The organism is Microbacterium gawkjiense (assembly GCF_031932225.1).
Classification (GTDB): domain Bacteria; phylum Actinomycetota; class Actinomycetes; order Actinomycetales; family Microbacteriaceae; genus Microbacterium; species Microbacterium gawkjiense.
This window is the reverse complement of sequence record NZ_JAUZVV010000001.1, coordinates 421,269-445,514: the sequence shown is the minus strand read 5'-3', so window position 1 is coordinate 445,514 and position 24,246 is coordinate 421,269. Positions and strand designations below refer to the sequence as shown.

The window sequence follows — 24,246 nt, the reverse complement described above, 5'->3', positions numbered from 1 at the left end:
GTGTTCCCCTGTCGCAACACGCCGCCGCCTGCGGCACTTCGTGACAGGGGAAGGTGGGCGGCGTAGTGCAAGGTTGGCTCGCCTGTCGCAACATGCCGTGGTGGCCTGCACTTCGTGACAGGGGAGCGGTGGCGTAGGGCCCCGGTGTCGATCAGGGAGGGGATGCCGGGGGCGCGAGGCGGGCGGTTCGGGGTGTCGAGCGCGAGGCCACGGTGCCGAAAGCGATGTCGGAACCCCCTCCTAGTCTGGGACTATGTCCAGTTCGGTTGAGGGTCGCGACGAGGTCCCGGAGGGGATCCCGTCGACCCTGGACTGGGTGGTGATGTGCGCGGACATGGCGACGGTGCATGCCGGGCAGCGGTACGCGTGCATCGTCGAGTTGTGGGATGACGCGATCGCCGACGCCCGCCGCCGGGAGGAACCGGTGGCGTTCGTGGAACGGTCGGTGCGGCTCGAGGTCGCAGCCGCATTGCGGATCACCGAGCACGCCGCGGGACGGTTGATGGGTGTCGGGCACGCGCTGATGCGTCGGTACCCGCAAGTGTGGGAGGCGATGAGCCGTGCGGACATCACCGACACCCACGCGACGATCATCGTCGACGGTTTGGATCAGCTCGACGACGTCACCGCGGCGCTGGTTGCGGAGGTTCTGTCGCTCGCGGAGGAGTTGCCGACGGGTCCGTTCCGGCGCGCGATGAAACGCATCGTCGACCGCGAGCAGGAAGCGACCCTCGCCGAACAGCACGCCGCGGCCGTCGCACACCGGCACGTGCGTGTCGATGCGGGCGTCGACGGGATGGCGTGGCTGACCGCACACCTCCCCGCAGTCGAAGCGCACGCGATCGCCGGCAGGCTCACCGCGATCGCGAAGACCCTCGACTCCGCCGACGATGAGCGCACCCCGGATCAGAAACGCGCCGATGTGTTCGGGGACCTCCTCCTCGACGGCGAAACCGACGCGTTGCCCGATACCGCGCGCGGGATCCGTCCGACTGTGGCGGTCACCGTCCCCGCCCTCACGCTCCTCACCGGCGACGGCCCGGCCGCGCAGGTCGACGGTGTCGGCCCGATCCCCCTCGACCGCGCCCGGGAGCTGTGCGGGGCAGCATCCGGGTGGATGCGGGTGCTCACCCACCCCGAGACGGGAGTCGTCCTTTCTGTCGGACGCGAGCAGTACCGGCCCCCGGCCGACCTTCGACGGCTGGTCGCCTGGCGGGCCGCCCGGTGTATGGCACCCGGCTGCGGGATCCCCGCCGACCGGTGCGACCTCGACCACACCGTCGACTGGCATCACGGCGGGACCACCGCCGCCGACAACCTCGCCCCGCTGTGCCGCGGGCATCACACCCTCAAACACCACTCCGACTGGCAGGTCAGAGCGAAACCCGGCGGCGCACTCGAATGGACCTCACCCGCAGGCCGGGTCTACCTCGTGAGGCCCGAACGCCGCATCCCGCAATTCACCGTCGACCCACCCGGACCACCACCGTTCTAGCCGATCGTCAGTCCCTCACCTCTACGGTCACGATGAAGCCATCGTCAGATACGTCGACGACGCGGTCGGTGTACAGCTCGATGACGTCACCCGCCTCGTCTTCGTCCATCCCGCGGAGGGCGCGCCCGCTGGGCACACGTGCGATCGTCGTGCGTGAACCATCTCGCTCGATGGCCTCCAGCTCCACGATCGTGCCGGTGACGTCGATGACCTCGGGGCCGTCCGTCTCATCCAATCCGTGATGCGTCTCGAGGAATGGACCGTCGGCCACGGGGATCACGGTCCATTCCACGTTCGTGAATCGGACGAGCTCAGGGCCGCAACAGTCATGCTCCCAGCCCCCGACCTCGATCTCGAGGCGCACCGGGCGCGTCAGGCCCGGTGGTCGCGGTAGTACTCCAGCAGCGCCTTCGTCGAGGCATCCTGCGACTCGAACGCGTCGCTGTCGCCCTCGATCGCCGGCGCGATCTGCATCGCGAGCTGCTTGCCGAGCTCCACACCCCACTGGTCGAACGAGTTGATGCCCCAGATCACGCCCTGCGTGAAGGTGATGTGCTCGTACAGCGCGACGAGCTCGCCCAGCACCCGCGGCGTCAACGACGGCGCGAAGATCGACGTCGTCGGACGGTTGCCCGGGAACGTCCGCGCCGCGACGAGCGCGCCGGTCGTGCCCTCGGCCTCGACCTCCTCGGCCGTCTTGCCGAACGCCAGCGCCTTCGTCTGCGCGAGGAAGTTTGCGAGGAACAGCCCGTGCACGTCACGATCACCGTCCGTCAGCGCGTACGCCGGGTTCGCGAACGCGATGAAGTCCGCCGGGATCAGCCGCGTCCCCTGGTGGATCAGCTGGTAGAACGCGTGCTGCCCGTTCGTCCCCGGCTCACCCCAGAACACCTCGCCGGTGTCGGTCGTGACGGGGGAGCCGTCCCACCGCACCGACTTGCCGTTCGACTCCATCGTCAGCTGCTGCAGGTACGCGGCGAACCGGCTCAACTGCTGCGCGTACGGCAGCACCGCGTGCGACTGCGCGCCCAGGAAATTCGTGTACCAGACGTTCAACAGCCCCATCAGGACCGGGACGTTCTGCGCCAGCGGCGTCGTGCGAACGTGCTCGTCCACGGCGTGGAATCCGGCGAGCAGCTCGCGGAACGTGTCGGGCCCGAACTCGATCACGAGCGACAGCCCGATCGCCGAATCCACCGAGTAGCGACCGCCCACCCAGTCCCAGAAGCCGAACGCGTTCGCCGTGTCGATCCCGAACTCCGCGACCTTGTCGAGCGCGGTCGACACCGCGACGAAATGGTGGGCGACGGCATCCTTCTTCTGCTCGTCGCTGCCGTCGATCGCCCCCGCCGACGCGAGGCCCTCCCACAGCCAGTCCCGCGCGAGGCGCGCGTTCGTCAGCGTCTCGAGCGTCGTGAACGTCTTCGACGCGACGATGAACAGCGTCGTCTCGGGGTCGAGGTCCTTCGTCTTCGACGCGATGTCGAACGGGTCGATGTTCGAGACGAAGCGCGCCGAGATGCCGGCATCCGCATACGGCTCCAGCGCCGCCGAGATCATCACCGGACCGAGGTCCGACCCGCCGATGCCGATGTTGACGACCGTCTCGACCTTCTTGCCCGTGATGCCGGTGAACTCACCCGACCGCACCCGTCCGGCGAACTCCGCCATCGCGTCGAGCACGCCCTGCACGTCGGCGTCCACATCCTGGCCGTCGACCGTCAGCGACGGCACGGCGTCTGCCGGACGGCGGAGCGCCGTGTGCAGCACGGCGCGGTCCTCGGTCGTGTTGATGTGCTTGCCCGCCAGCATCGCCGCGTACCGCTCGGCCACACCGGTCTGCTCGGCGAGACGCACCAGCGCGGCGACGACCTCGTCGGTCACGAGGTTCTTCGACAGGTCGACGTGCAGATCCGCGACGTCGTGCGTCAGCTTGGCGACGCGCTCCGGGTCCGACGCGAACCAGCCGCGGAGGTCCGGGGTGAAGCCCGCCTTCAGCGACTCGAGTTCAGCCCAGGCGGAGGTGGTGGTGGCATCGATCGGAGCGTTGGTCACCCCTCAACGCTACTCACGTTCTCGAGGCTCCGTCCACGCATGACAGACGCGCCGATCCGGCCCTCCGCCAGCATCACCACCTCATCGACCTCCCCGAGTTCGCCGAGGTCGTGCGTCACGACGACGACCGCCGCGCCCCTGCCCGTCGCGACGCGCAGAGCGGATGCCGCGGCCCGCCGCGACGCGTCGTCGAGACCGCTCGTCGGCTCGTCGAGCAGCAGCAGATCCGCGTCCTGCGCGAGGGCCTGCGCGACGAACGCCCGCTGCCGCTGACCGCCGGAGAGGGCGCCGAGCGGACGCCTGGCGAGTCGCGCCAGCCCGACCGCGTCGATCGCCTCGGCGACGCGGTCCCGGTCGCTCCGCCGCAGCGGGCGGAACGCGCCGCGCTCACGCCACCGGCCCATCGTCACGAGGTCGGTGACGGTGAGCGGCAGGCGCGCGCTGCCGTCGGTCTGCTGCGCGACGAGGGCGACGGCGGTGCCGGGGCGCCGCTGCACCGACCCCGACGTGGGTGCGCGAAGTCCGGCGAGCACCGAGACGAGCGTCGACTTCCCCGACCCGTTCGCGCCGATGACGGCGGTGAGTCGGCCGGCGTGCACGTCGAGGTCGACCCCGTCGAGCGCGCGGTGCCCCTCGAGGTCGACGCGGACGTCGCGCAGGCGGACGACGGACTCTTCGGGGCGCGGCATCCGGCAATTATTGCAAATGAAAACCGTTCTCAATTACGTGTACAGTCGGGCACCGTGTCCGTCCTCCTCGACCCGTTCGCCGTCGCCTTCGTCCAGCGCGCCCTCCTCGGCGGCGCGCTCGTCGCCGTCGTCTGCGCGGTCGTCGGAACGTGGGTCGTCCTGCGCGGCATGGCGTTCCTCGGCGAGGCGATGGCCCACGGCATGCTCCCCGGCATCGCGATCGCCACCCTCACCGGCTTCCCGCCCGTCGCGGGCGCGGCTGTCAGCGCCGCCGTCATGTCCGTCGGTGTCGGCGCGCTCCAACGCCGCGGGCGGCTGTCGGCCGACACGAGCATCGGACTGCTCTTCGTCGCGAGCCTCTCGCTCGGCGTGATCGTCATCTCCGCCTCGCGCAGTTTCGCGACGGATGCCTCGGCCATCCTCTTCGGCGACATCCTGGCGATCGAGCGGGGCGACCTCGTGCTGCTCGCAGGCGCCGCGGTCGTCACGCTGCTGGTCGCCGCCGCCGGACACCGCTCCTTCGTCGCCCTCACCGTCGACCCGCGCCAGGCGCACCTGCTGGGGATGCGCCCGCGCCTCGCGCACGTCCTGCTCGTCGGTCTCGTCACGCTCGCCGTCGTCTCGGCCTACCAGGCCGTCGGCTCGCTGCTCGTGGTCGGGATGCTGCTCGGTCCCGCCGTCGCCGCCGGCGCGTGGACCCGCCGCATCGTCCCCACGATGCTGCTCGCCGCCGTCATCGGCGTCGTCGCCGTCGCGGCCGGCCTCGTCCTCTCGTGGCACCTCGGCACCGCCGCGGGAGCCACCGTCGCCTTCACGGCGATCTGCTCGGGCGCGGTGTCCACCGGCATCCGCGCCCTCGTCCGTCCCACCCGCCCCGCCCTCGACGAAAGGACCGCATGAACCGCCGCGCCCCGATCGCCCTCGTGACCGTGCTCGCCCTCGCCCTCGCCGGCTGCCAGTCGGCGCCGTCGTCCGCCCCCGAACCGACCGGCGACGGACACGGCGCCATCGCCGGCGCGACCGAGCTCGCCGAGCCGGCGCTGCATCTCACGAGCGTCACCCCGGCCGGTGAGGTGCACCACCTCGACCTGCTCGACGAGACGAGCGAGAGCCTCGGCGAGATCGCCCCGCCGACCTCGCTCGAGACCGACGGCCGCTTCCTCTACGCGGGCCGCGACGGCGGCGTCGGGATCGTCGACAGCGGTGTCTGGACCTGGAACCACGTCGACCACTTCCACTACTACGAGGCTCCCGCGGCTCTGCTCGGCGACCTCACCGGCGACGGCGAACCGACCGTCGTCGCGAGCGACCTCGGCGCCGGCGTCCACTTCGACGGGGGAGAAGCTGTCCTCCTCGACCTCGACGCGCTCAAGAAAGGACGCCTCGAGGAGCGCTTCCGCCTCGACGTGCCCGCCGGCGCCGGCATGGTCGTCCCGCTTCCGACCGGCGCCCTCGTGACGGATGCCGACGGCCTCCGCCACGTCGATGCGACGGGCGCCGAGCTCGAGACCGTCCCCTGCACCGAGCCCGCCGGTTCGATCACCACGAACGTCGGCGTCGTCGTGGGCTGTGCCGACGGAGCGGTGCTGGCGGTGACGGATGCCGACGGCACCACGTTCGAGCGGATCCCCTACCCCGCGGGCGCCGAGGACCGCGCCGTCTCGTTCGCCGCGCGCGAGGGGCGCCCGACCGTCGCCGGCGCGACCGGCGGCTCCGCATTCTGGCTGCTCGACACCCGCGAACGCACGTGGACCCGCATCGACGCCGGCGAGCCCCTTGCGCGGGTCGTCGCAGTCGACGACGCCGACCAGCACATCGTGGCGCTCACCGCGACGGGCGAGGCGCTCGTCCTCGACGGCGAGACCGGGAAGCCCCTCGCCCGCACGGAGCCGCTCGTGGCGGCATCTCTCGCCGATGCCGCCCTCGCCCCCGGCGTCACGCTGCAGATCGACGCGAACCGCACCTACCTGAACGGACCCGCCGAGGACGCCCTGTTCGAGATCGACCACGTCGACTCCGCGCGCATCGCCCGCACCTTCGACGCGGACGCCCCCGCCTTCGTCGCGGAGACGGGCCGATGAGGCGCGCGCTCGCCGTGGTCCTGGTCGCGGGCGTCGCCGCACTCACCGGGTGCGCCGCCGCCGGACCCGACCGTCCCACCGTCGTCGTCACGACCGACCTGCTCGGCGACATCACCGCGAACCTCGTCGGCGACGAGGTCGAGGTCGTCACCCTCATGCCGCGCGGCAGTGATCCGCACTCGTTCGAGCTGTCGGCGCGCGAGGCCGCGACCCTGCGCACGGCCGACCTCCTCGTGTCCAACGGCCTCGGGCTCGAGGAGGGCGTGCAGCACCAGGTCGACGCCGCGGTCGCCGACGGCGCGACGTCGTTCGTCGCGGGCGACCACATCGATCCGCTGGACTACGCCGACTCGGATGCCGTCGACCCCCACTTCTGGACCGACCCCACCCAGACCGCGCGGGTCGTCGAGGCGCTCGCGCCCGCCCTCGCGCGGATCGACGGGGTCGAGGCATCCGTCATCGACGACGCCGCGGCGGCGTACCTCGACCAGCTGGACGAGCTGGATGCCGAGATGGCCGACACCCTCGGTGCGATCCCCGCCGAGCACCGGGCGCTCGTCACCAACCACCACGTCTTCGGCTACCTCGCGCGCCGCTACGACGTGCGGATCCTCGGGGCGGCGATCCCTGGGGGCACCACGCTCGCCGCCCCCAGCGCCGCCGACCTGCAGGACCTCGTCGACGCGATCGACGAGGCCGGCGTGACGACGATCTTCGCCGACTCCTCGCAACCCGACCGGCTCATGCGGGTGCTCGCCGACGAAGCCGGCCGCGACGTCGACGTCGTCTCGCTGTTCACCGAATCCCTCGCCCCCGAAGGCTCCCCGGGTGGCACCTACCTCGACATGATGCGACGCAACCTGCAGAGCATCGCCGACGGCCTCACCCCGTGAGGCATCCCCTGGAAAGGAAACCCATGAAGAAGACCCTGCAGTTCGGCGCCCTCGCCGGTGCCGCTGCCCTCGTGCTGGCCGGATGCGCGAGCGCCGCACCACCGGCATCCGCTCCCGCCGACAGTGCCGCACAGACCGCACCGGACGGACCCCGTGTCGCCGTCGGATACGAGGGCGGCGTGCTCGTCCTCGGTGGCGAGGACTACGAGAACCTCGGCGAGTTCGCTTCGGAGGATTTCATCCGCCTGAACTCCGCCGGTGACGGCCGCCACGTCATGGTCACCACCTCGAAGGGCTTCCAGCTGCTCGACGTGCAGAAGCCGGAGCTGACCGAGCTGGTCGTCCCCGCCGCGGCTGCGGGACACGTCGTCTCGCACGCGGGCAAGACCGTACTGTACGACGACGCGACGAGCGACACCACGATCTTCGACTCCGCCGAGCTGGCGAAGACCGGCGACGCCCTCCCGAAGGCCGAGGTCGTCCCCGGCGTCACCGCGCACCACGGCGTCTCGGTCGAGCTGGAGGACGGCACCCTGCTGACGACCGTCGGCGACGAGTCGGGGCGCACCGGCATCCGCGTCCTCGACGAGGACCGCACCGAGATCGCGTCGAACGACGAGTGCCCCGGCGTCCACGGCGAGGGCACCGCGAAGGACGAGGTCGTCGTGTTCGGATGCGAGAACGGAGCCCTCGTCGTGAAGGACGGCGAGATCGCGAAGCTCACCTCGCCCGACGAGTACGGCCGGATGGGCAACGCCTACGTCTCCGAGAGCAGCCCGCTCGTCGTCATGGACTACAAGGACGACCCGGATGCCGAGGGGTACCTCCTGCGCAACATCACTCTGATCGACACCGAGGCGAACACCCTCGAGAAGGTCGCGCTGCCCGACGGTGTCGAGTACACCTACCGCGGCGTGGGGCGCGGCCCGGATGACGAGGCGGTCCTGATCGGCACCGACGGTCAGCTGCACTCGATCGACCCCGCCACGGGCGAGATCACCGGATCGCTGCCCGTCGTCGACCCGTGGGAGGGCCCCGCCGAGTGGCAGGACCCGCACCCGTCCGTGAAGGTCGCCGGCTCCCTCGCCTACGTCACCGACCCGGCCGACAGCGAGCTCGTCGTCGTCGACCTCGAGACGGACGAGATCGTGCACACCGTCGCCCTCGACCACGTCCCCAACGAGATCGCCGTCGTCGGCTGACCTACACAGCGTCGAGCCGACGCGAAGTGCTGCCTCCACGGGGTGTGGAGCGCACTTCGCGTCGGCTCGTGGCGCGAAGCGGGTCAGTCGGCGGGGCGGAAGGTGGCGGAGCCGGCGGAGACCTGCACGTCGACGGTGCGGGTGGCGCCGTCGGACGTGTCGAGCTGGTTGTCGAACGAGCCCGCCGAGACGTCGGAGGTCACGTCGTACGGCTCGTTCGGGACGGTCGCGACGAGGGTGCCGGCGCTGACGTCGGCCCGGATCTCGTCGAGCGCAGTGCCCGTCAGGTCGGCGATGATCTGGCCCGCGCCGATCGTGAGGTTCGCGCGCGCGGCGCCGTCGATGCGCACATCCGCCTCGCCGGCGCTGACGTCGACCCGCACGTCGTCGGCGGTGCCCGAGACGTCCGCGTCACCCGCGCCGACGTGCAACTCGAGGCGCCCGTAGGTTCCGTCGGTGGTGAGCGAGCCCGCCGAGACGTCGAAGTCCGCGTCGAGCCGCTGCTCCTCCATCGCGGCGGGGAGGGTCAGAGTGGCCCGGTTGTCGTCCCAGCCGAACCCGACCTGGAACGCCCACCAGGGGCGGTCGTTGCTGAGGCTGAGGGTCGCGTCGCGACGCTCGAGCCTCCAGTTCCCGTCGCCGCCGGCGACTTCGAGGATCGCCTGGTCGACGTCGGCGTACTGCACCACCACGTGGCCCGCCGAGACGTCGAGCGAGAGGGCGTCCACCCCGCTCGTGTCGGCGGTTCCGCCGCCGGTGCCGCGAACGGACGCGGCGTAGGCGATCGAGCCGATTCCCGACACCAGTGCGCCGAGCAGCAGCACGCTGCCCAGGCACATCGCGATGATGGCGACGATCTGCGCCGACGCGCGTGGCGGCTGGGGCTGCGGCGGCTGCGCGCCCGTGGGTGCCGACGCGGTGGGAGGAGGAGTGAGGTCGATGCTCATCGGAGTGTTCCGTTCTGATCGGGATGCCCGGGGGCGGGCGGTGCGCTGTGTTCGAGGTGGACGAGCGCCGCGAGCACCCGTCGGTTGCCGTGCTCGTCCTGTTCGAGGCCGAGCTTCTGGAAGAGGGAGGTGATGTACTTCTCGACGCTCGCCTCCGAGACGAACAGCGCCGACGCGATCGCGGCGTTGCTCTTGCCCTCGGCGATGAGCGCGAGCACCGAGCGTTCGCGGTCGGTGAGGCGCGACATCCGCTCGTCGCGGGCGCGGCGCGTCAGCAGCTGCGCGACCACCTCGGGGTCGAGGACCGTCGCGCCGGCGGCGATCCGATCGATCGAGTCGAGGAAGTCCCGCACGTCGGCGACACGGTCCTTCAGCAGGTAGCCGAGGGCGGCGTTCTGACCGGTGATGAGGTCGCTCGCGTAGCGTTCCTCGACGTACTGACTGAGCACCAGGACGGGGAGGGTCGGATGCTGCGCCCGCAGCGTCAGCGCCGCCCGGATGCCCTCGTCGGTGAAGGTCGGCGGCAGCCGCACGTCGAGGATGCAGAGCTCGGGCCCGGTCTCGGTCACCGTGTCGACGAGGGCGTCGGCGTGGGGGAGGGCTGCGACGACGGTGTGACCGGCGTCCTCGAGCACGCGCACCAGGCCTTCGCGCAGCAGCGTGGAGTCCTCGCAGATCAGGATGCGCACGGGACCGTCACCTCCAGGGACGTCGGCCCACCGGCCGGGCTGTCGAGTGTCGCGGTGCCGCCGGCGGCGAGCACCCGGTTCATGATCCCGTCGAGGCCGCCGCCGGGGAGCACGCGCGCCCCGCCGATGCCGTTGTCCTCGACGCGCGCCCAGATGAGCCGGCCGGTCTGGGCGTCGCCGCGGCTGCGGACCACGACGCGCACCTCGGTGGCGCGGGCGTGCTTGGCGGCGTTGGTGAGGGACTCGGCGATGACGAAGTAGACCGCGGCCTCCGAGGTGGCGCTGCACCTCTCGTCGAGGCGGACGTCGAGGGCGACGGGCACGTGCGACCGTGCCGCGAGGGCCGAGAGGGCGGCATCCAGTCCCCGGTCGTCGAGGACGGACGCATGGATGCCGCGGGCCAGCTGTCGCAGCTCGGTGATGGCGGCCTTCGTCGAGGTGTGCGCCTCGTCGATCAGCGCCTTCGCGGCGACCGGGTCGGAGTCGATCTTCTGCTGCGCGAGCCCGAGGGTCATCCCGACCGAGACGAGCCGCGGCTGGACGCCGTCGTGCAGGTCGCGTTCGATGCGGGTCCGCTCGACCTCGCTGGCCCGCACCGCGCCGGCACGCTGCGCGCCGGCGGCACGCGCCTGCTCGGCGAGGACGGCCTCGCGCGAGGGGACGAGGATCGACCGGGTCAGCAGGTCGTCGAGGAGGGAGATCCCGAACAGGATGCCGAGGCTCACCAGGGCCGCGATGACGCCCCCGGCGACGGCCCAGCCGTCCGCGACGGCGATCCCGGTGAGGGGCAGCGTGCCGCCCGCATCCCCGGTCAGCGGCGAGAACGCGAGGCCGACCGACCCGATGACCGCCCAGGTCGCCCCGATGACGATCCACCCGAGGACGGTGGCGATCGCGAGGCTGCCGATGCCGCGCCACATCCCGCCGTCGACGAACTGCAGCCACAGGGTGCGGAGCAGTCCGCGGAACCCGGGCTGCCCGCTCGTGCGGATCCGGAGCGGGAGGATGCCGTGCCGGTACAGGCCCTCGGCGCGCTCGTGCTCGAGCCACGACGCCGCCCACGCGAGGTACAGCGCCGCGATGAGGAAGAGGATGCCGATGCCGAGGACGAGCACTGTGCCGATCCCCGTGCTGACCAGGGTGACGACGGTGGTGAGGATGCCGGTGCCCGCCACCGCGACGGCGGCCAGCTGCGCGAGGGCGCCGAGGCGCCGCAGCGGCCGGAGCCGTCGGGGCGGGACGGAGGTGTCGGAAGTCATGTCACCACGCTAGGGGCGGGGTCCGCGGGCCACATCGGGGCCGTCCGGAGACCTCCGTTCGGGTTATCCCCCGGAGATGCTGCCCTCGGGTGCGGGATCCGGCGTACGGTGACGGAATGGTCAGCATCCCCACCGTCTCTCTGAACGACGGCACCGCGTTCCCGCAGCTCGGTCTCGGCACGTACAACCTCCGCGGCGAGGACGGCACGAACGCCATCGTCGCGGCGATCGAGGGCGGCTACCGGCTGCTCGACTCGGCCGTGAACTACGAGAATGAGCGCGAGGTCGGCGAGGCCGTGCGGCAGAGCGGCATCCGTGACGACCTCATCGTCACGACGAAGGTCCCCGGACGCGACCACGGGTACGACGAGACGCGTCGCAGCGCCGAGGGCTCGCTCGAACGCCTCGGACTCGACCGCATCGACCTGCACCTCATTCACTGGCCCAACCCGAGCGTCGACAAGTACGTCGACACCTACCGCGCGATGGTCGACTTGCAGAAGGAGGGGCGCGTCGGATCGGTCGGCGTCTCGAACTTCACCGAGCCGATGCTCGCCCGCATCATCGAGGCGACCGGTGTCGTGCCCGCGGTGAACCAAGTCGAGCTGCACCCGTACTTTCCGCAGGCGCACCTGCGCGCGTTCCACGCGTCGCAGGGGATCCGCACCGAGAGCTGGAGCCCGCTCGCGCGGCGGTCGGAGCTCTTGAGCGAACAGGTGGTGACGGATGCCGCCGCCGCCCACGGCGTCACCCCCACCCAGGTCGTGCTCCGCTGGCACGTGCAGCTGGGGACCACGCCGATCCCGAAGTCCGCCGATCCGGCGCGCCAGGCCGAGAACGCCGACGTCTTCGGGTTCTCGCTCACGGACGACGAGGTCGCCGCAGTCTCCGCGCTCGAGCGCGGCCGGCTGTGGGACGGCGACCCCGACACCCACGAGGAGATGTAGGGGCCGCCGCCCGGAGAGAGCGCCGGTCAGTCGCCCTTCACGTTGACGAGCTGGCGCAGCGTGTGCCGGATCTCGACGAGGTCGGCGGCGTCGGCCATGACCCGGTCGATCGGCTTGTAGGCCTGCGGGATCTCGTCGATGAACGCGTCCGTGTCGCGGAACTCGATGCCCGTCATGGCTTCCCGCAGCTGCTCGTGCGTGAACGTCCGACGGGCTGCCGACCGCGAGTACTCCCGCCCTGCGCCGTGCGGTGAGGAGTTCAGCGAGAGCGGGTTGCCGAGTCCGGAGACGACGTACGAGGCCGTGCCCATCGACCCCGGGATGAGCCCGGGCCGTCCCTTGTCCGCCTGGATGGCGCCCTTCCGCGACACCCACACCTCCTTGCCGAAGTGCTTCTCGCGCTCGGTGAAGTTGTGGTGGCAGTTGATCCGCTCGTGCTCGACGACGTCCTCTCCCATCACCTCGGAGAGTTGCCGCGAGACCCGGTCCATCATCTCCTCCCGGTTGAGGAGGGCGAAGTGCTGGGCCCACCGCAGCTGGCGGATGTACTCCCAGAACTCGTCCGTCCCCTCTACGAGGTAGGCGAGGTCGCGATCGGGCAGGTCGATCCACCACTGCGTCGCCAGCCGCTGCGCGACGGCGATGTGATGCGTGGCGATCTTGTTGCCGACGCCCCGCGAGCCGGAATGCAGGAACATCCACACCGCGTCGGTCTCGTCGACCGAGATCTCGATGAAGTGGTTCCCCGACCCGAGTGACCCGAGCTGGTTCCGCCAGTGCCCCGCGTAGGATGCCGGGTCGAACCCGTTCTCCGCGGCGAGCTCCTCCAGCTCGGCGACGCGCGGCTCTGCGGTGGCGACGATCTTGCGGTTGTCGCGGCCGGCCGACAGCGGGATCGCGCGTTCGATCTGCTCCCGCAGGCTCGCGAGGTCGCGCTCCACGAGCTGCGCCTTCGTGAACTGCGTGCGGACGGCGATCATGCCGCATCCGATGTCGACGCCGACGGCCGCCGGCATGATGGCGCCCAGCGTCGGGATGACCGAGCCGACGGTCGCCCCCTTGCCGAGGTGCGCATCCGGCATGAGCGCCAGGTGCGGGTGGATGAACGGCATGCGTGACGAGGTGCGAGCCTGTTCGACGGTCTTCTCGTCGATGATGCTCGCCCACGACAGCAGCCTGTTCGAGAGCTTCTCCATGGTTCCTTTCCTTCGTGGAGGGCCCGGGAGCCTTCGTGCGGAGAGGAACACACGAGAAGACGCCCCGGACCTGTGCGGTGCGGGGCGTCGGACGGTGATGGCGTCAGACGGCGCGCGCCGGAGGGTACGGCTCGTAGCGGAACGGGACCTTGGTCTCGTTCCGCTGGAGCAGATCACGCTGCTGCGTGGTCATGGCGTCCTCCGGGTTCTCGCCGTGCCGGTCGGCACAGCCCTGCTACGTTAGCGGCCCGGGCGTGTCGCGTCAAAGGTCGATCGTGCGCATGCCTGAGACGTGTGGCAGGGTGGCCGCATGGGTGGACTCGTCGGCTGGCATCTCCTGATCATCCTCGGAGTGGTCCTGATGATCGCGTTGATCGTCTGGGGGATCTACTGGGTCGTGCGGCTGGCCGCACGACACGGGAGCGAGGATGCCGCCGACCGTCGCTCCCGCGTGGGGTAGGTCTCAGGCGAGGTAGCCCCACCAGCCGTCGCTCAGGTCGAGCGGAATGTCTGTGCTCACGTCAGAGCTGCGCGCCGTCGTCGTCGCGGTCGTAGATGCCCTCGTTGCGACCGCGGCGCGACTCGTAGGCGATGAGCCAGCCGATCGAGATCGCGGCGGCCAGGACGAGGCCGATCCACACGTTCTGCAGGATCAGTCCGAACAGGATGCCGCCGACGAACAGCAGAACCGTGCCGATCACCCAGAACCGTCGTCCCCGCTGCCGCTGCGCCATGCGCCCAGCCTACGGGCGGGGTCCTCAGCGGGCCCGGTGATCCTCCGGCGCGAGGCGCGGACCGCGCCGCGGCTCCACGACGCCGCTCGCACCGATCAGACGGATCACGCGCTGCCGGTGACCCTTCCACGGTTCGAGCAGCTCCCGCATGCCGTCGTCGTCGACGCGTGATCCGGTCAGCGCGTAGCCGACCTGATGGGCGACGTGATAGTCCCCGAAGCTCACGGCGTCGGGGTCGCCGAAAGCGCGGATGCGGGTCTCGGCGCTCGTCCAGACGCCGACGCCGGGCAGGCTCGTGAACACCCGGTCGCGTTCGTCGCCCGTGATCGCCGCGACGGCGGCGCGTTCGATCGAGGTGCGGCGGCGGGCGGCATCCACGATCGTTCGGGACTGCGGTGGCTCGAGCCCCGCACGATGCCACGACCAGCTCGGGATCATGCGCCAGTCCGCCGGCGGCGCGTACATCGGCCGCGGCGTCGGGCCGGGGGCGGGCTCGCCGTGGTGCGTCAGGATCCAGCGCCACGCGCCGAACGCCTGCAGCCCCGTCACCTTCTGTTCGAAGACACTGCTCGCCAGCGCGTCGAAGACGAGGTCGGTGGCGCCGATCCGCAGGTCGGGTCGCCTATGGTGGGTCGCCGCGATGAGCGGATGCCGCGACGCATCGAACCCCTCGGGGTCGTCGTCCGCCCCGCACAGCCGCGGCAGCTGATCCAGCGTCCACGCCGCGCCGGGACCCCACGCCGCCGCACGCACGGTCCGGAGCCCGGGCCGGATCGCGACCGTGGCGATGCCCTCCGGTGTCCGCGTCGCGCGCCAGATCACGCCGTCGACCGTGGTCTGCGACGGGTCGTGCGCGCCCCGCTGCTGATAGCGGATCGCGCCCGCCACATCGGTCGGGACCTTCGGTCGGTACTCGGCCTCGAGCGGCTTCACCGACGAGGGCGGCGGCGGATGCGGCATCCGTTCGCGCAGTCCCGTCCTCATGCCGACACCCTACGTCCGGGTGCTGACAGCGCACCCGGCGCGACGGTCAGAAGCGGTCGGGCGAAGGGGTGCCGTGGCCGTAGCGGATGACGACGTCGGCGTGGCGGTCGAACCGGTAGCCGATGCCGCGCACGGTGCGGACGATGTCCTCGTAGCGGCCGAGCTTCGAGCGCAGGCGGCGCACGTGCACGTCGATCGTGCGCTCGCCGGGAGCGTCGTCGCCGTCGGCGTGGCTCCACAGCGACGAGACGAGCTCGGTGCGCTCGATCGTGCGACCTTCGCGCAGCACCAGGTACTGCAGCAGCTCGAACTCCTTGAACGTGAGCGCGGCGGTCTCACCGTCGATGTGCACGCGACGACGGGAGATGTCGATCGTGACGCCGCCGGGGACGTGCTCGTCGAGCGGCTCCTCGGGCTTCGTGCGTGCCACGGCGGCCGGCTCGTGCAGCGCGAGCCGTACGACGTCGACGTCGCGGCCGCCGGCGCCGACGGGGGCGAGGGCGACGGTCGCGTGCGTCTCGGCGGAGGGCGCGAGCTCGGCGATGGTGCGGCGGAGCGCGTCGACGATGACGGAGAGGCTGACACCGTCGGCGGCGGCCTTCAGCTCGTCGAGGCCGACGTAGAGGGCGAAGCCGCGCGGCGCGGTTCCGGCGGGCAGTCCGCTCGCGGACGGCGCGGGGCGGGGAGCTGCGGGACGGGCCGGCGCGATGTCCTCGACGGCGCGGAGGTGGCGGGGGGCGGTGGGAGCGGAGAGGAGAGCGGAGGTCGACATGGCGATGTCCTTCGAAGGGGGAACCCGGAGCGGGACGTGGGTTCGGGAGTGTTGCGCGGATGGCCTCACTGGGGCCGATGTGCGAGGCCACCGGCATCCGCGTTGTGGGCGGAGGAGCCGGAGCCTCGGGGGTCGGACGACGCCGTGTTCAGAAACGGCGGCGCGACCCGGCGGGGATCACCGTGTCAGCGACACATTCGGCAACACATGACAGCACGCTGCGGCATCATGATGCCGGCAGTTCCGTTCGCCTCCCGGGCGGACAGAGTGCGTGCGAAGTCAGTCATGTGGCCGATTATGACGAAGCGCGTCGCCATGTGTCAAACCGCCCGCCCGGGGCGACGTCCGCATGACGGAATGTGACAGATTGCTCAATCCGCTGGGCGTTGTCCGCGCGTCGCCGGATCGGCGTAGCGTGATCGCATGAGCGACCTGATCTTCACCGATGAGAAGGATGCCGCGCGCTACACCCTGCACCGCGGCAAAGACCTCGTCAGCGTCCTCGATTACAACGACGACGGCCGCACCGTGGCCCTCACGCGCGCCTACACGATCCCCACGTTCCGAGGGTCGGGCTACGCCGGCGAGCTGGTGCGCCGCGCGGTCGACGACCTCGAGCGACGCGGCGACCGTCGTGTCATCCCGGTCTGCTGGTACGTCGCCGACTGGTTCGAGGCGAACCCCGGACACGAGACGCTCCTGCAGGAGCGTCGCACGGCCTGAGTGATCAGGCCTCGCCGGGTCGCGGATCGCGGATCCGCCACCCGAGTCGCTCGAGCGCGCCCTTCAGGCGGTCGGCCGCGGCCCGCGCGACCTCGCCCGACTCGTCCGAGCAGACGTCGACCGCGAGGGGCGGCGGATCGCCGAACTTCGGGATCTGCACCTCGGCCCATGCCCCCGGCGACAGGCTGACGCGCGGATAGGCGGTGCGCGCGTGCTCGACGACACCGTCGCACGCGAACGCGATCGTCTCGAGGGCGTCCGGCTTGGCGATCGGCAGATCGACGACGAGGGTCACCACGAAGGGCCCTCCCGCCGTGTCGCGCCCGTGTCCCGACATCCTGCTCCCTTTCCGTGTCCTCCTCGTTCGTAGCCGTCCCTCGGCGACGCGGTCAAGCCCGTCGACGGCGACGCCGCCGCACCGGACGATGGCTGCACCAGATGACGGAGGAGACGGCCATGGAACATGACGCGGACGACCGGACGAGCGAGGCCGCCCCGGCCGGCGGCTGGTCGGAGGACGAGTCCTCCATCATCGCCGCAGGCGCGGTGACGAACGAGGAGAAGGAACAGCAGGATGCCGCCGACCGCGGTCGCGGCGAGGGTGCACCGATGCCGGATGCCGCCCCCGACCCGTTCGTCGAGAGCGCCGAGATCCAGCAGGGGCTCGACCCCGATGTGCTGACCGACGAGCAGGCGGAGCGTCGCGCCGAGTGACCCTGGTGGCGGGGTGGTGCGCGGCGTACCGTGGCGGCCATGTGCCGCAACATCGTGCCGCTCCACAACTTCGAGCCCGCCGCGACGGACGCCGAATGCCACGACGCCGCCCTGCAGTACGTCCGCAAGATCAGCGGGATGACCAAACCCTCGCGTGCCAACCAAGAAGCGTTCGACCGCGCCGTCGACCAGATCGCCGCCGCGACGCGCCGCCTGCTCGACGAGTTGGTCTCGAGCGTGCCACCGAAGGACCGCGACGAGGAGGCCGAGAAACGCCGCGCGCGCTCGACCGACCGGTACGAGGCGCTGCGCGAGTTCCAGGAGCGCAAGAAGGCGGAGCGCGCCGCGGCATCCTGAGCACGCCCGCCTCGAGCCACCGCCGGGCCGGTAGCGTGGGACGGTCATGACATCCCCCGCCACCGCCAGCATCCCCCTCTCCTCCTCACAGCGCTGGCGGGCCTTCTGGGTCTGCGTCTCGGTGGCGGCGTTCACGATCCTCGATCTCAGCAAGGTCAACGTCGGTCTGCCGGCGATCGAGGCGTCGCTGGGTGCGACCTCCACGCAGCTGCAGCTGGTGGTCTCGGGCTACATCCTCACGTTCGGGCTCGCGCTCGTGCCCTTCGGGCGGCTCGGCGACCAGCGGTCCCGCAAGGTGCTGTTCATCGTCGGGCTGAGCCTGTTCACCGTGACGAGCGCGGCCTGCGCGCTCGCCCCGAGCATCGAGGTGCTCATGGCCGCGCGGCTCGTCCAGGGCATCGCCGCGGGCATCCAGATGCCGCAGGTCATGGGCACGATCCAGCAGCTCTTCACCGGCAAGGAGCGAGGCCGCGCGTTCGGTCTGTTCGGGGCGACGATCGGCATCGCGACGGCCTTCGGGCCGACGCTCGGCGGACTCATGATCGCGATCGGCGGCGAGACCGACGGCTGGCGCGGCATCTTCTGGTTCAACGTGCCGCTGTGCCTGCTCGTGCTCGCCGGGGTGATCTGGATCCTGCCGCAGACCCGTCAGGCCAGCGGCCGGCCCCTCCAGCTCGACCCCGTCGGCATCGTGCTCTTCGGCCTCATGATCGTCTCGCTCATGTGGCCGTTCCTGTTCACGACCGGCTCACCCGAGGACGACCCGAACCGGTGGTGGCTGCTGACCGCGTTCGTCCTGTTCGCGGCGCTGTTCTTCTGGTGGGAGCGGCGGTACGCGGCATCCGGTCGTCAGCCCCTCATCCCGTTCCGGATGTTCCGCATCCGGTCGTTCCGCAACGGCACGCTCGTGGTCGTCGCCTACTTCACCGCGATCCCGCCCATGTTCCTGCTCGGCACGCTGTTCCTGCAGCTCGGGGTGGGCCTCGAGCCGGTGTTCGCCGGCATGGTCTCCATCGGGTTCGCCGTCGCGAGCGCGGCGAGCTCGTACTACGGCGGTCTGCTCGTGAACCGACTCGGCCGGCAGCTCGTGACGATCGGGCTCGTGACGGTGCTCGTGAGCGTCGTCGCGCTGACCATCGTCGCCTACACGATGCCCCGCGAGACCGTCGCCTACGGCATGGCTGCTGCCCTGCTCGTCGCCGGGGCGGGCGGCGGGCTCGTCGTCTCGCCCAACCAGACGTTGACGCTGTCCGAGATCGCCGTGCGCGAGGGCGGCCTCGCCGGCTCGGTCGGCCAGCTCGGGCAGCGCGTCGGGACGGCGGTGGGCACCGCGATCGGACTGTCGCTGTTCTACGCGTCGATCTACCGCGAGAAGGATGCCGGGCTCGACTCCCTCGCGGTGTACCACGACGCGTACGCCTACGGCATGGCCGCGGTCGGCGTCTTCCTGGCGATCGCGACGCTCGTCTCGGTCGTCGACCTCATCGGGCTGCGACGCCGCGGCACCCTCGTCCCGGGCACCGACTGACGCGGTCCCGGCACGCCTCGGGGGCGATGTCCGACGCCCGATCTACCGTGTGAGCATGCGCATCCTGCACACCTCCGACTGGCACATCGGGCGGACCTTCCACGGTCACTCCACGCTCGACGCCCTCCGCGGCGTGCTCGACGAGCTGACCGCCCAGGTGCGCGCGCACGACGTCGACGTCGTCATCGTCGCGGGCGACGTGTTCGACTCCGCGACCCCCGCCGCCGCGTGCTACACCCTGCTCTCCGACGCGCTCCGCGGCATCGCCGACGCCGGCGCCCGGGTCGTCGTCACGAGCGGCAACCACGACTCCGCCGCGCGGCTGGGTTTCCAGGCGGGGCTGCTGCGCGACGGCATCCACGTCCTGACCGATTCGGATGCCGTCGGCACCCCGCTCACGATCGACGACGCCCACGGGCCGGTGCACTTCTACGGCATCCCGTACCTCGAGCCCGCGCTGTTGCGGCACCGGTGGGAGGGGGTCCGCACCCAGGCCGCGGTCCTCGGCCGGGCGATGGACCTCGTCCGCGCCGACCTCGCCGAGCGGGGTGGCCGCTCGGTGGCGATCGCGCACTGCTTCGCCGCGGGCGTCGAGCCGACGCCGCACCTCGAGCGCGACATCCAGCAGGGCGGGCTCGACGTGGTGCCGCTGTCGACCTTCGACGGGGTCGACTACATGGCGCTGGGGCACATCCACGGCCGTCAGCGACTGGCCGAGAACGTCCGCTATGCCGGGGCGCCGCTGCACTACAGTTTCGGCGAGGGCGACAAGCCCCGCGGGTCGTGGCTCGTCGACCTCGACGCCGACGGATTCTCGACCGTCCAGTGGCTGGCGCTGCCGGTGCCGCGCCGGCTCGTGACCCTCCGCGGCCCGTTCGCCGACATCCTGGCGGACGAGGCGTACGCCGACGCCGAGGACGCCTGGGTGTGCGTCGAGTACACCGACGACCTCCCCGAAGCCGACCCGCTGCGTCGTCTGCAGCAGCGCTTCCCGTTCTGCGCCAAGGTCGTGCATGCCCCCGCCGTGGTGCGACAGGGCGACCGGCAGAGCTACGTCGAGCGGGTGCGCGCGGCGCGCACCGACCGCGAGCTCGTCGAGGCCTTCCTCTCGCACGTGCGCGAGGGTCAGGGGGCGACCGAGCGCGAGGCCGAGATCCTCGAGGACGTGCTCGACGAGCGGGTGCGCCAGGAGGCGCTCGCGTGAAGCTGCATCGCCTCGAACTGACCGGCTTCGGGCCGTTCCGCGAGCGCCAGAGCGTCGACTTCGACGCGTTCGACGACGACGGACTCTTCCTCATCTCGGGGCGGACCGGCGCCGGCAAGTCCAGCATCCTCGACGGGGTCAGCTTCGCGCTCTACGGCTCGGTGCCCCGGTACGACGGCGGCGACCGCCGGCTGCGCAGCGACCACAGCTTCCTGACCGACCCGACCGAGGTGCGGCTCGAGTTCACCGTCGGCGGCACGCGGTGGCGCGTCACGCGTGCGCCGGAGTACGAGCGTCCCGCCAAACGCGGCGGCGGCCTCACCCTCGAGCCCGCGCGAGCCGAGCTCGAGGAATGGGTCGACGGCGCATGGGTGGGGCGCGCGGCGAAGCAGCGCGAGGTCGGGCTCGCCCTCGACGAGGTGCTCGGGCTCAGCGCGCAGCAGTTCCAGCAGGTGATCCTGCTCGCGCAGAACAAGTTCTCGCGGTTCCTCCTCGCGCCCAACGCCGAGCGGCAGCAGCTGTTGCGCACCCTGTTCGGCACGCGGCGGTTCGAGGCCTACAAGGAGGCACTCGAGGAGCGCCGCCGCGACGCGCAGAAGCGGCTCGACGAGAGCAGCACCCGCGTCCGGACGCTGCTCGACGTCGCCGAGCGCGAGATCACCGAGCACGGACTCCATCCCGCCGACGGCGGCGAGCCGCCGGCCGAGGCGGACGTGATCGCGCGGACGTCCGCGGTCGAGCGCGCGCTCGTCCGGGCGGAGTACCGGGTCGAGGCCCGCGGCAACGAACGAGCGCTCGCGACCACACGCGCCGACGCCGCGGTCGCCGAACACCGACGACTCGTCGAGGTCGCTCGGCGGCTCGCCGACCTGCAGACGGCGCGGGACGACCTCGCCGCCCGCGAGGCGGAGACCCCCGAGGTCGCCGCCCTCCGCGCCCGGGTCGAGCGGGCCCGCGCCGCCGACGCGCTGCGGGCTCCCGTCGAATCGGCCGTCCGTGCCGCGGGCGAATGGTCCGCTGCGCAGGAGTCTCGCCGTGCGGCCGAGGCCGAGTGGGTCGCCGCGGGCGGCTCCGCGGACGACGACCTGCCCGCCGTGATCGAGGACCTCACCGGCCGCATCGCCCGCGCGCAGGCCGCCGCCGAGGAAGAGCGGGATGCCGCGGCCCTCGCCGACGCGCAGCGGCTGCGCCGCGAGGAGCTGGCCGAGGTCGACGCGGCGCTCGACGCCCTCGACGCCGCGCTCGCCGCCGTGCCCGAGCGCCGCCAGCGCGTGGCGACCGACCTCGCAGAGACCCGTGCCGTCGCGGGCCGACACGACGACCTCGCCGCAGCGCGGGCCGAGCTCGCGACCCGCCTCGACGCGGCGCGGTCCCTCGAACGATTGACGCAAAGCGCCGCGGCCGCCGACGCGGCTTACGCCGAGGCCAACGCACGATCCGCGGCGGCCTCCGCGCACGTGGGCGAGCTGCTCCGCCGCCGCCTGCGCGGGTACGCGGGCGAGCTCGCGGCATCCCTCGTCGACGGCGAGCCGTGCGCCGTCTGCGGCGCCACCGCGCACCCCCGCCCCGCGGCGCACGACACCGCGCACGTCACCGACGACGACCTCGCCGCCGCCGAGCGCGCCCGCGACGACGCTGCAGCAGCGGAGCGGGATGCCGCGCAGGCCGCCGCCGCCGCGCGGGAGGCCGTCGCGGCCGCCGCGGCCACCGCGGGCGACCGGGGTGTCGACGCCCTCGCGACCGCGCTGGCCGACCTCGACGCCGAGCTCACCGCCGCCCGCACCGCCCGCGACCGTCTCGACGGCCTCGAGAAGGCCGCCGCCGAGATCGATGAGCTCGAGGCCGCCGCCCAGGGCGAGGCGGTGCAGCTGCGACAGCGCTCCGGCTCACTCCGTGAGGAGATCGCCGCGGCCGAGGGCGCGCTCGCCTCGGCACGGCGGGCCGTCGACGCGGCCCGGGGCGACTACGACAGCGTCGCCGCGCGGATCGCGGCGGACGACGACCACCGCCGGCTCGCCGGTCGTCTGCTCGAGGCCCGCCGCCACGAGCAGACGCGTCGCGAGGCCGCGGACGCCGCCGATCGCGACCGCGACGAACGCCTCGCGGACTCCGCGTTCATCGGCCCGGCCGACGTCCTCGACGCGCTGCTCCCCGCCGCCGAGCTGGCGCGGGTCTCGGAGCGCATCGACGCGCACGCCGCGGCCCTCGCCGCCGCGAAGGCACGCGCCTTCGAGCTCGAGCTCGCCTCCGTCGACGAGACCCTCGACCCCGGCGCGGTCGAGGCCGCAGCGGATGCGGCTGCGGCGGCCGACGAGGCGCGCACCGCTGCCATCGCCGCCGAGGCCGATGCCGCGGGCGTGGCGACGGGGCTGCGCGACCTCCTCCAGCGCATCGAGACGGCCATCGGTGCCGTCGCGACGCAGGCCGAGGATGCCGCGGCGGTCACACGTCTGGCAGACACCGTCGCGGGCCGCGCGCCGAACACGATGAAGATGGACCTCGAGACGTTCGTGCTGGCTGGGGAGCTCGAGGAGATCGTCGCCGCCGCGAACCTCCGGCTCGCCGAGATGTCGTCGGGCCGGTACACGCTGCGGCATTCCGACGCCAAGCAGGCGCGGGGCGCGGCATCCGGTCTGTCCATCGAGGTCCTCGACGCGCACACCGGTCGACTCCGCTCGCCGCAGTCGCTGTCGGGCGGAGAGACCTTCCTCGCCTCCCTCGCCCTCGCGCTGGGACTCGCCGAGGTGGTCACCTCGCGCGCCGGCGGCATCCGGCTCGACACCCTCTTCATCGACGAGGGGTTCGGCTCGCTCGACCCCGAGACCCTCGAGCTCGCGATGCGGACGCTCGACGAGCTGCGCGCCGGCGGGCGGGTCGTGGGGGTCATCAGCCACGTCGAGGCGATGAAGGACCAGATCCCCGCTCAACTCGTCGTCGAGGCGACGCCGGAAGGACCCAGCGTCGTTCGGCAGGCGGCGCTGAGCCCTGCCGCCGGATGAGAGCCACGCCCCCTAGGCTGGACCCATGAAGAAGGGCATGATCTGGACGGTCCTGGGCGTCATCGTCGCGATCGTCGTCGCGTGGATCGTCGTCGACGTCGTGCTGAAGCTCGTCTTCTTCGCGGCGAAGCTGGTCGTCGTGGCGATCGTCGCGCTCATCGTCTTCTTCGTGCTGCGCTCGCTTTTCGCGCGCCGCGACGCCTGACGACCGCGGGGCTCAGACGCCGTAGAGCTCGGTGATGCGCTCGCGCAGCTGGACGCTGCACGCGGCGACGGCCTCCCGCCAGTCGGTGATCGCGTCGTCCTGCGCGCTGTCGGACACGGCCTTCAGCACCCGGATCGGGACGCCGAACTGCTGCGCCACCCAGATGTACGCGTAGGCCTCCATGTCGACCAGCGTGCCGCCGAGGGAGCGGATCGCCTCGACCGTGTCGGCGTCGTCGACGAAGTGGTCGCCCGTGGCGATCGTCGTCCCCTCCCGCCCCGCGATCGACACCGTCGTCGGGAGCGACACGTGCTGACCGGCGATGCCGTCGACGTCCGACACGTCGTGCTGCAGTGCGGTGGTCACATCGTGCACGCCGACGGCGGCGGCATCCACCGAGCCCGCCGTCCCCACGACGACGATCTCGTCGTAGTCGGCCCGGTCGAGCGCGCGCGTCAGGGCGTACGTCGCCTGCAGCTTGCCGGGGCCCGTCACGAGCCGGTCGAAGCCGGGGAGCTCCTCGGGGAAGGCGACGAGTTCGGAATCGAGGGCGGCGACGAGGAGCTTCACCGA

Annotated in this window: 26 protein-coding genes; 14 read left to right on the top strand and 12 right to left on the bottom strand. The window is 71.9% G+C overall.

Going from position 1 to position 24,246, the window contains the following annotated elements; genetic code table 11:
- Positions 1 to 253 precede the first annotated feature (253 nt).
- Positions 254 to 1,495, top strand: coding sequence for an HNH endonuclease signature motif containing protein (locus Q9S71_RS02205; protein ID WP_311860246.1), 1,242 nt, complete (start codon positions 254 to 256; stop codon positions 1,493 to 1,495).
- 7 nt (positions 1,496 to 1,502) lie between these two features.
- On the opposite strand, the gene Q9S71_RS02200 is transcribed toward Q9S71_RS02205, so the two are convergent.
- The 3 genes from Q9S71_RS02200 to aztA form a co-directional block, all read right to left on the bottom strand.
- Positions 1,503 to 1,787 carry a hypothetical protein gene (locus Q9S71_RS02200; protein ID WP_311860244.1) on the bottom strand — a complete coding sequence of 95 codons (285 nt, stop codon included), beginning with the start codon at positions 1,785 to 1,787 and terminating at the stop codon, positions 1,503 to 1,505.
- 80 nt (positions 1,788 to 1,867) lie between these two features.
- Positions 1,868 to 3,550, bottom strand: a complete 1,683-nt coding sequence (pgi, locus tag Q9S71_RS02195; protein ID WP_311860243.1) for a glucose-6-phosphate isomerase — start codon at positions 3,548 to 3,550, stop codon at positions 1,868 to 1,870.
- Positions 3,547 to 4,239 carry a zinc ABC transporter ATP-binding protein AztA gene (aztA, locus tag Q9S71_RS02190; RefSeq protein ID WP_311860242.1) on the bottom strand — a complete coding sequence of 231 codons (693 nt, stop codon included), beginning with the start codon at positions 4,237 to 4,239 and terminating at the stop codon, positions 3,547 to 3,549. The genes pgi and aztA overlap by 4 nt, the downstream gene beginning before the upstream one ends.
- Positions 4,240 to 4,293: 54 nt before the next feature.
- Here aztA and aztB point away from each other — a divergent pair, with 54 nt between their 5' ends.
- Genes aztB through aztD form a run of 4 tightly spaced genes read left to right on the top strand, consistent with a single transcriptional unit; the run spans position 4,294 to position 8,415 of the window.
- Complete coding sequence (gene aztB, locus Q9S71_RS02185; protein WP_311860241.1) at positions 4,294 to 5,139, top strand: zinc ABC transporter permease AztB; 846 nt, start codon at positions 4,294 to 4,296, stop codon at positions 5,137 to 5,139.
- Positions 5,136 to 6,320, top strand: a complete 1,185-nt coding sequence (locus Q9S71_RS02180) for a hypothetical protein (protein ID WP_311860240.1) — start codon at positions 5,136 to 5,138, stop codon at positions 6,318 to 6,320. The genes aztB and Q9S71_RS02180 overlap by 4 nt, the downstream gene beginning before the upstream one ends.
- Positions 6,317 to 7,213: a metal ABC transporter solute-binding protein, Zn/Mn family gene (locus tag Q9S71_RS02175; protein ID WP_311860239.1), complete on the top strand. Its 897-nt coding sequence runs from the start codon at positions 6,317 to 6,319 to the stop codon at positions 7,211 to 7,213. The genes Q9S71_RS02180 and Q9S71_RS02175 overlap by 4 nt, the downstream gene beginning before the upstream one ends.
- A gap of 23 nt (positions 7,214 to 7,236) precedes the next feature.
- Entirely contained in the window at positions 7,237 to 8,415 is a 1,179-nt protein-coding gene (gene aztD / locus Q9S71_RS02170; RefSeq protein ID WP_311860238.1) for a zinc metallochaperone AztD, read from the top strand.
- A gap of 83 nt (positions 8,416 to 8,498) precedes the next feature.
- Here the strand turns inward: aztD and Q9S71_RS02165 are convergent, their stop codons facing one another.
- From Q9S71_RS02165 to Q9S71_RS02155, 3 genes are read right to left on the bottom strand one after another with little or no spacing between them, the layout of a single operon-like run.
- Complete coding sequence (locus Q9S71_RS02165) at positions 8,499 to 9,362, bottom strand: DUF4097 family beta strand repeat-containing protein (protein WP_311860237.1); 864 nt, start codon at positions 9,360 to 9,362, stop codon at positions 8,499 to 8,501.
- Positions 9,359 to 10,051 carry a response regulator transcription factor gene (locus tag Q9S71_RS02160; RefSeq protein ID WP_311860236.1) on the bottom strand — a complete coding sequence of 231 codons (693 nt, stop codon included), beginning with the start codon at positions 10,049 to 10,051 and terminating at the stop codon, positions 9,359 to 9,361. Before Q9S71_RS02160 ends, Q9S71_RS02165 begins: the two co-directional genes overlap by 4 nt.
- Entirely contained in the window at positions 10,039 to 11,310 is a 1,272-nt protein-coding gene (locus Q9S71_RS02155) for a sensor histidine kinase (RefSeq protein ID WP_311860235.1), read from the bottom strand. The genes Q9S71_RS02160 and Q9S71_RS02155 overlap by 13 nt, the downstream gene beginning before the upstream one ends.
- A 116-nt stretch (positions 11,311 to 11,426) precedes the next feature.
- Here Q9S71_RS02155 and Q9S71_RS02150 point away from each other — a divergent pair, with 116 nt between their 5' ends.
- Positions 11,427 to 12,257, top strand: a complete 831-nt coding sequence (locus Q9S71_RS02150; protein WP_311860234.1) for an aldo/keto reductase — start codon at positions 11,427 to 11,429, stop codon at positions 12,255 to 12,257.
- 26 nt (positions 12,258 to 12,283) lie between these two features.
- On the opposite strand, the gene Q9S71_RS02145 is transcribed toward Q9S71_RS02150, so the two are convergent.
- Positions 12,284 to 13,453 (bottom strand): RtcB family protein, encoded by a 1,170-nt coding sequence (locus Q9S71_RS02145; protein WP_311860233.1) that lies wholly within the window; start codon positions 13,451 to 13,453, stop codon positions 12,284 to 12,286.
- 310 nt (positions 13,454 to 13,763) lie between these two features.
- On the opposite strand from Q9S71_RS02145, the gene Q9S71_RS02140 reads away from it, so the two are divergent.
- A complete protein-coding gene (locus Q9S71_RS02140; protein ID WP_311860232.1) occupies positions 13,764 to 13,913 on the top strand; it encodes a hypothetical protein in 150 nt (49 codons plus the stop codon).
- A 61-nt stretch (positions 13,914 to 13,974) separates the two neighbouring features.
- Here Q9S71_RS02140 and Q9S71_RS02135 read toward each other — a convergent pair whose 3' ends face one another.
- The 3 genes from Q9S71_RS02135 to Q9S71_RS02125 all read right to left on the bottom strand — a co-directional run bounded on the left by Q9S71_RS02135 (position 13,975) and on the right by Q9S71_RS02125 (position 15,943).
- Entirely contained in the window at positions 13,975 to 14,187 is a 213-nt protein-coding gene (locus Q9S71_RS02135; RefSeq protein ID WP_064003883.1) for a hypothetical protein, read from the bottom strand.
- A gap of 24 nt (positions 14,188 to 14,211) precedes the next feature.
- Positions 14,212 to 15,147 carry a DNA-3-methyladenine glycosylase family protein gene (locus tag Q9S71_RS02130; RefSeq protein WP_311861677.1) on the bottom strand — a complete coding sequence of 312 codons (936 nt, stop codon included), beginning with the start codon at positions 15,145 to 15,147 and terminating at the stop codon, positions 14,212 to 14,214.
- Positions 15,148 to 15,217: 70 nt separating this feature from the next.
- The gene (locus tag Q9S71_RS02125) at positions 15,218 to 15,943 is read right to left on the bottom strand and encodes a winged helix-turn-helix domain-containing protein (protein WP_217529269.1); all 726 of its coding nucleotides are present in this window, start codon (positions 15,941 to 15,943) and stop codon (positions 15,218 to 15,220) included.
- 423 nt (positions 15,944 to 16,366) lie between these two features.
- On the opposite strand from Q9S71_RS02125, the gene Q9S71_RS02120 reads away from it, so the two are divergent.
- Entirely contained in the window at positions 16,367 to 16,666 is a 300-nt protein-coding gene (locus tag Q9S71_RS02120; RefSeq protein ID WP_253036044.1) for a GNAT family N-acetyltransferase, read from the top strand.
- A gap of 4 nt (positions 16,667 to 16,670) precedes the next feature.
- Here Q9S71_RS02120 and Q9S71_RS02115 read toward each other — a convergent pair whose 3' ends face one another.
- Positions 16,671 to 17,003, bottom strand: coding sequence for a hypothetical protein (locus tag Q9S71_RS02115; protein ID WP_311860231.1), 333 nt, complete (start codon positions 17,001 to 17,003; stop codon positions 16,671 to 16,673).
- Between the two features lie 119 nt (positions 17,004 to 17,122).
- Between Q9S71_RS02115 and Q9S71_RS02110 the strand changes: the two genes are divergently transcribed.
- The 6 genes from Q9S71_RS02110 to Q9S71_RS02085 are packed head-to-tail and all read left to right on the top strand — an operon-like array spanning position 17,123 to position 23,673.
- Positions 17,123 to 17,380: a hypothetical protein gene (locus Q9S71_RS02110; RefSeq protein ID WP_064003985.1), complete on the top strand. Its 258-nt coding sequence runs from the start codon at positions 17,123 to 17,125 to the stop codon at positions 17,378 to 17,380.
- A 39-nt stretch (positions 17,381 to 17,419) separates the two neighbouring features.
- Complete coding sequence (locus Q9S71_RS02105) at positions 17,420 to 17,737, top strand: DUF2277 domain-containing protein (protein WP_311860230.1); 318 nt, start codon at positions 17,420 to 17,422, stop codon at positions 17,735 to 17,737.
- 46 nt (positions 17,738 to 17,783) lie between these two features.
- The gene (locus Q9S71_RS02100; RefSeq protein WP_311860229.1) at positions 17,784 to 19,265 is read left to right on the top strand and encodes an MFS transporter; all 1,482 of its coding nucleotides are present in this window, start codon (positions 17,784 to 17,786) and stop codon (positions 19,263 to 19,265) included.
- Between the two features lie 55 nt (positions 19,266 to 19,320).
- Positions 19,321 to 20,469, top strand: coding sequence for an exonuclease SbcCD subunit D (locus tag Q9S71_RS02095; RefSeq protein WP_311860228.1), 1,149 nt, complete (start codon positions 19,321 to 19,323; stop codon positions 20,467 to 20,469).
- Complete coding sequence (locus Q9S71_RS02090; protein WP_311860227.1) at positions 20,466 to 23,468, top strand: AAA family ATPase; 3,003 nt, start codon at positions 20,466 to 20,468, stop codon at positions 23,466 to 23,468. Before Q9S71_RS02095 ends, Q9S71_RS02090 begins: the two co-directional genes overlap by 4 nt.
- A 25-nt stretch (positions 23,469 to 23,493) precedes the next feature.
- A complete protein-coding gene (locus Q9S71_RS02085) occupies positions 23,494 to 23,673 on the top strand; it encodes a hypothetical protein (RefSeq protein ID WP_311860226.1) in 180 nt (59 codons plus the stop codon).
- Between the two features lie 12 nt (positions 23,674 to 23,685).
- On the opposite strand, the gene Q9S71_RS02080 is transcribed toward Q9S71_RS02085, so the two are convergent.
- Positions 23,686 to 24,243: a nucleosidase gene (locus Q9S71_RS02080; RefSeq protein WP_064003891.1), complete on the bottom strand. Its 558-nt coding sequence runs from the start codon at positions 24,241 to 24,243 to the stop codon at positions 23,686 to 23,688.
- Positions 24,244 to 24,246: the final 3 nt, after the last annotated feature.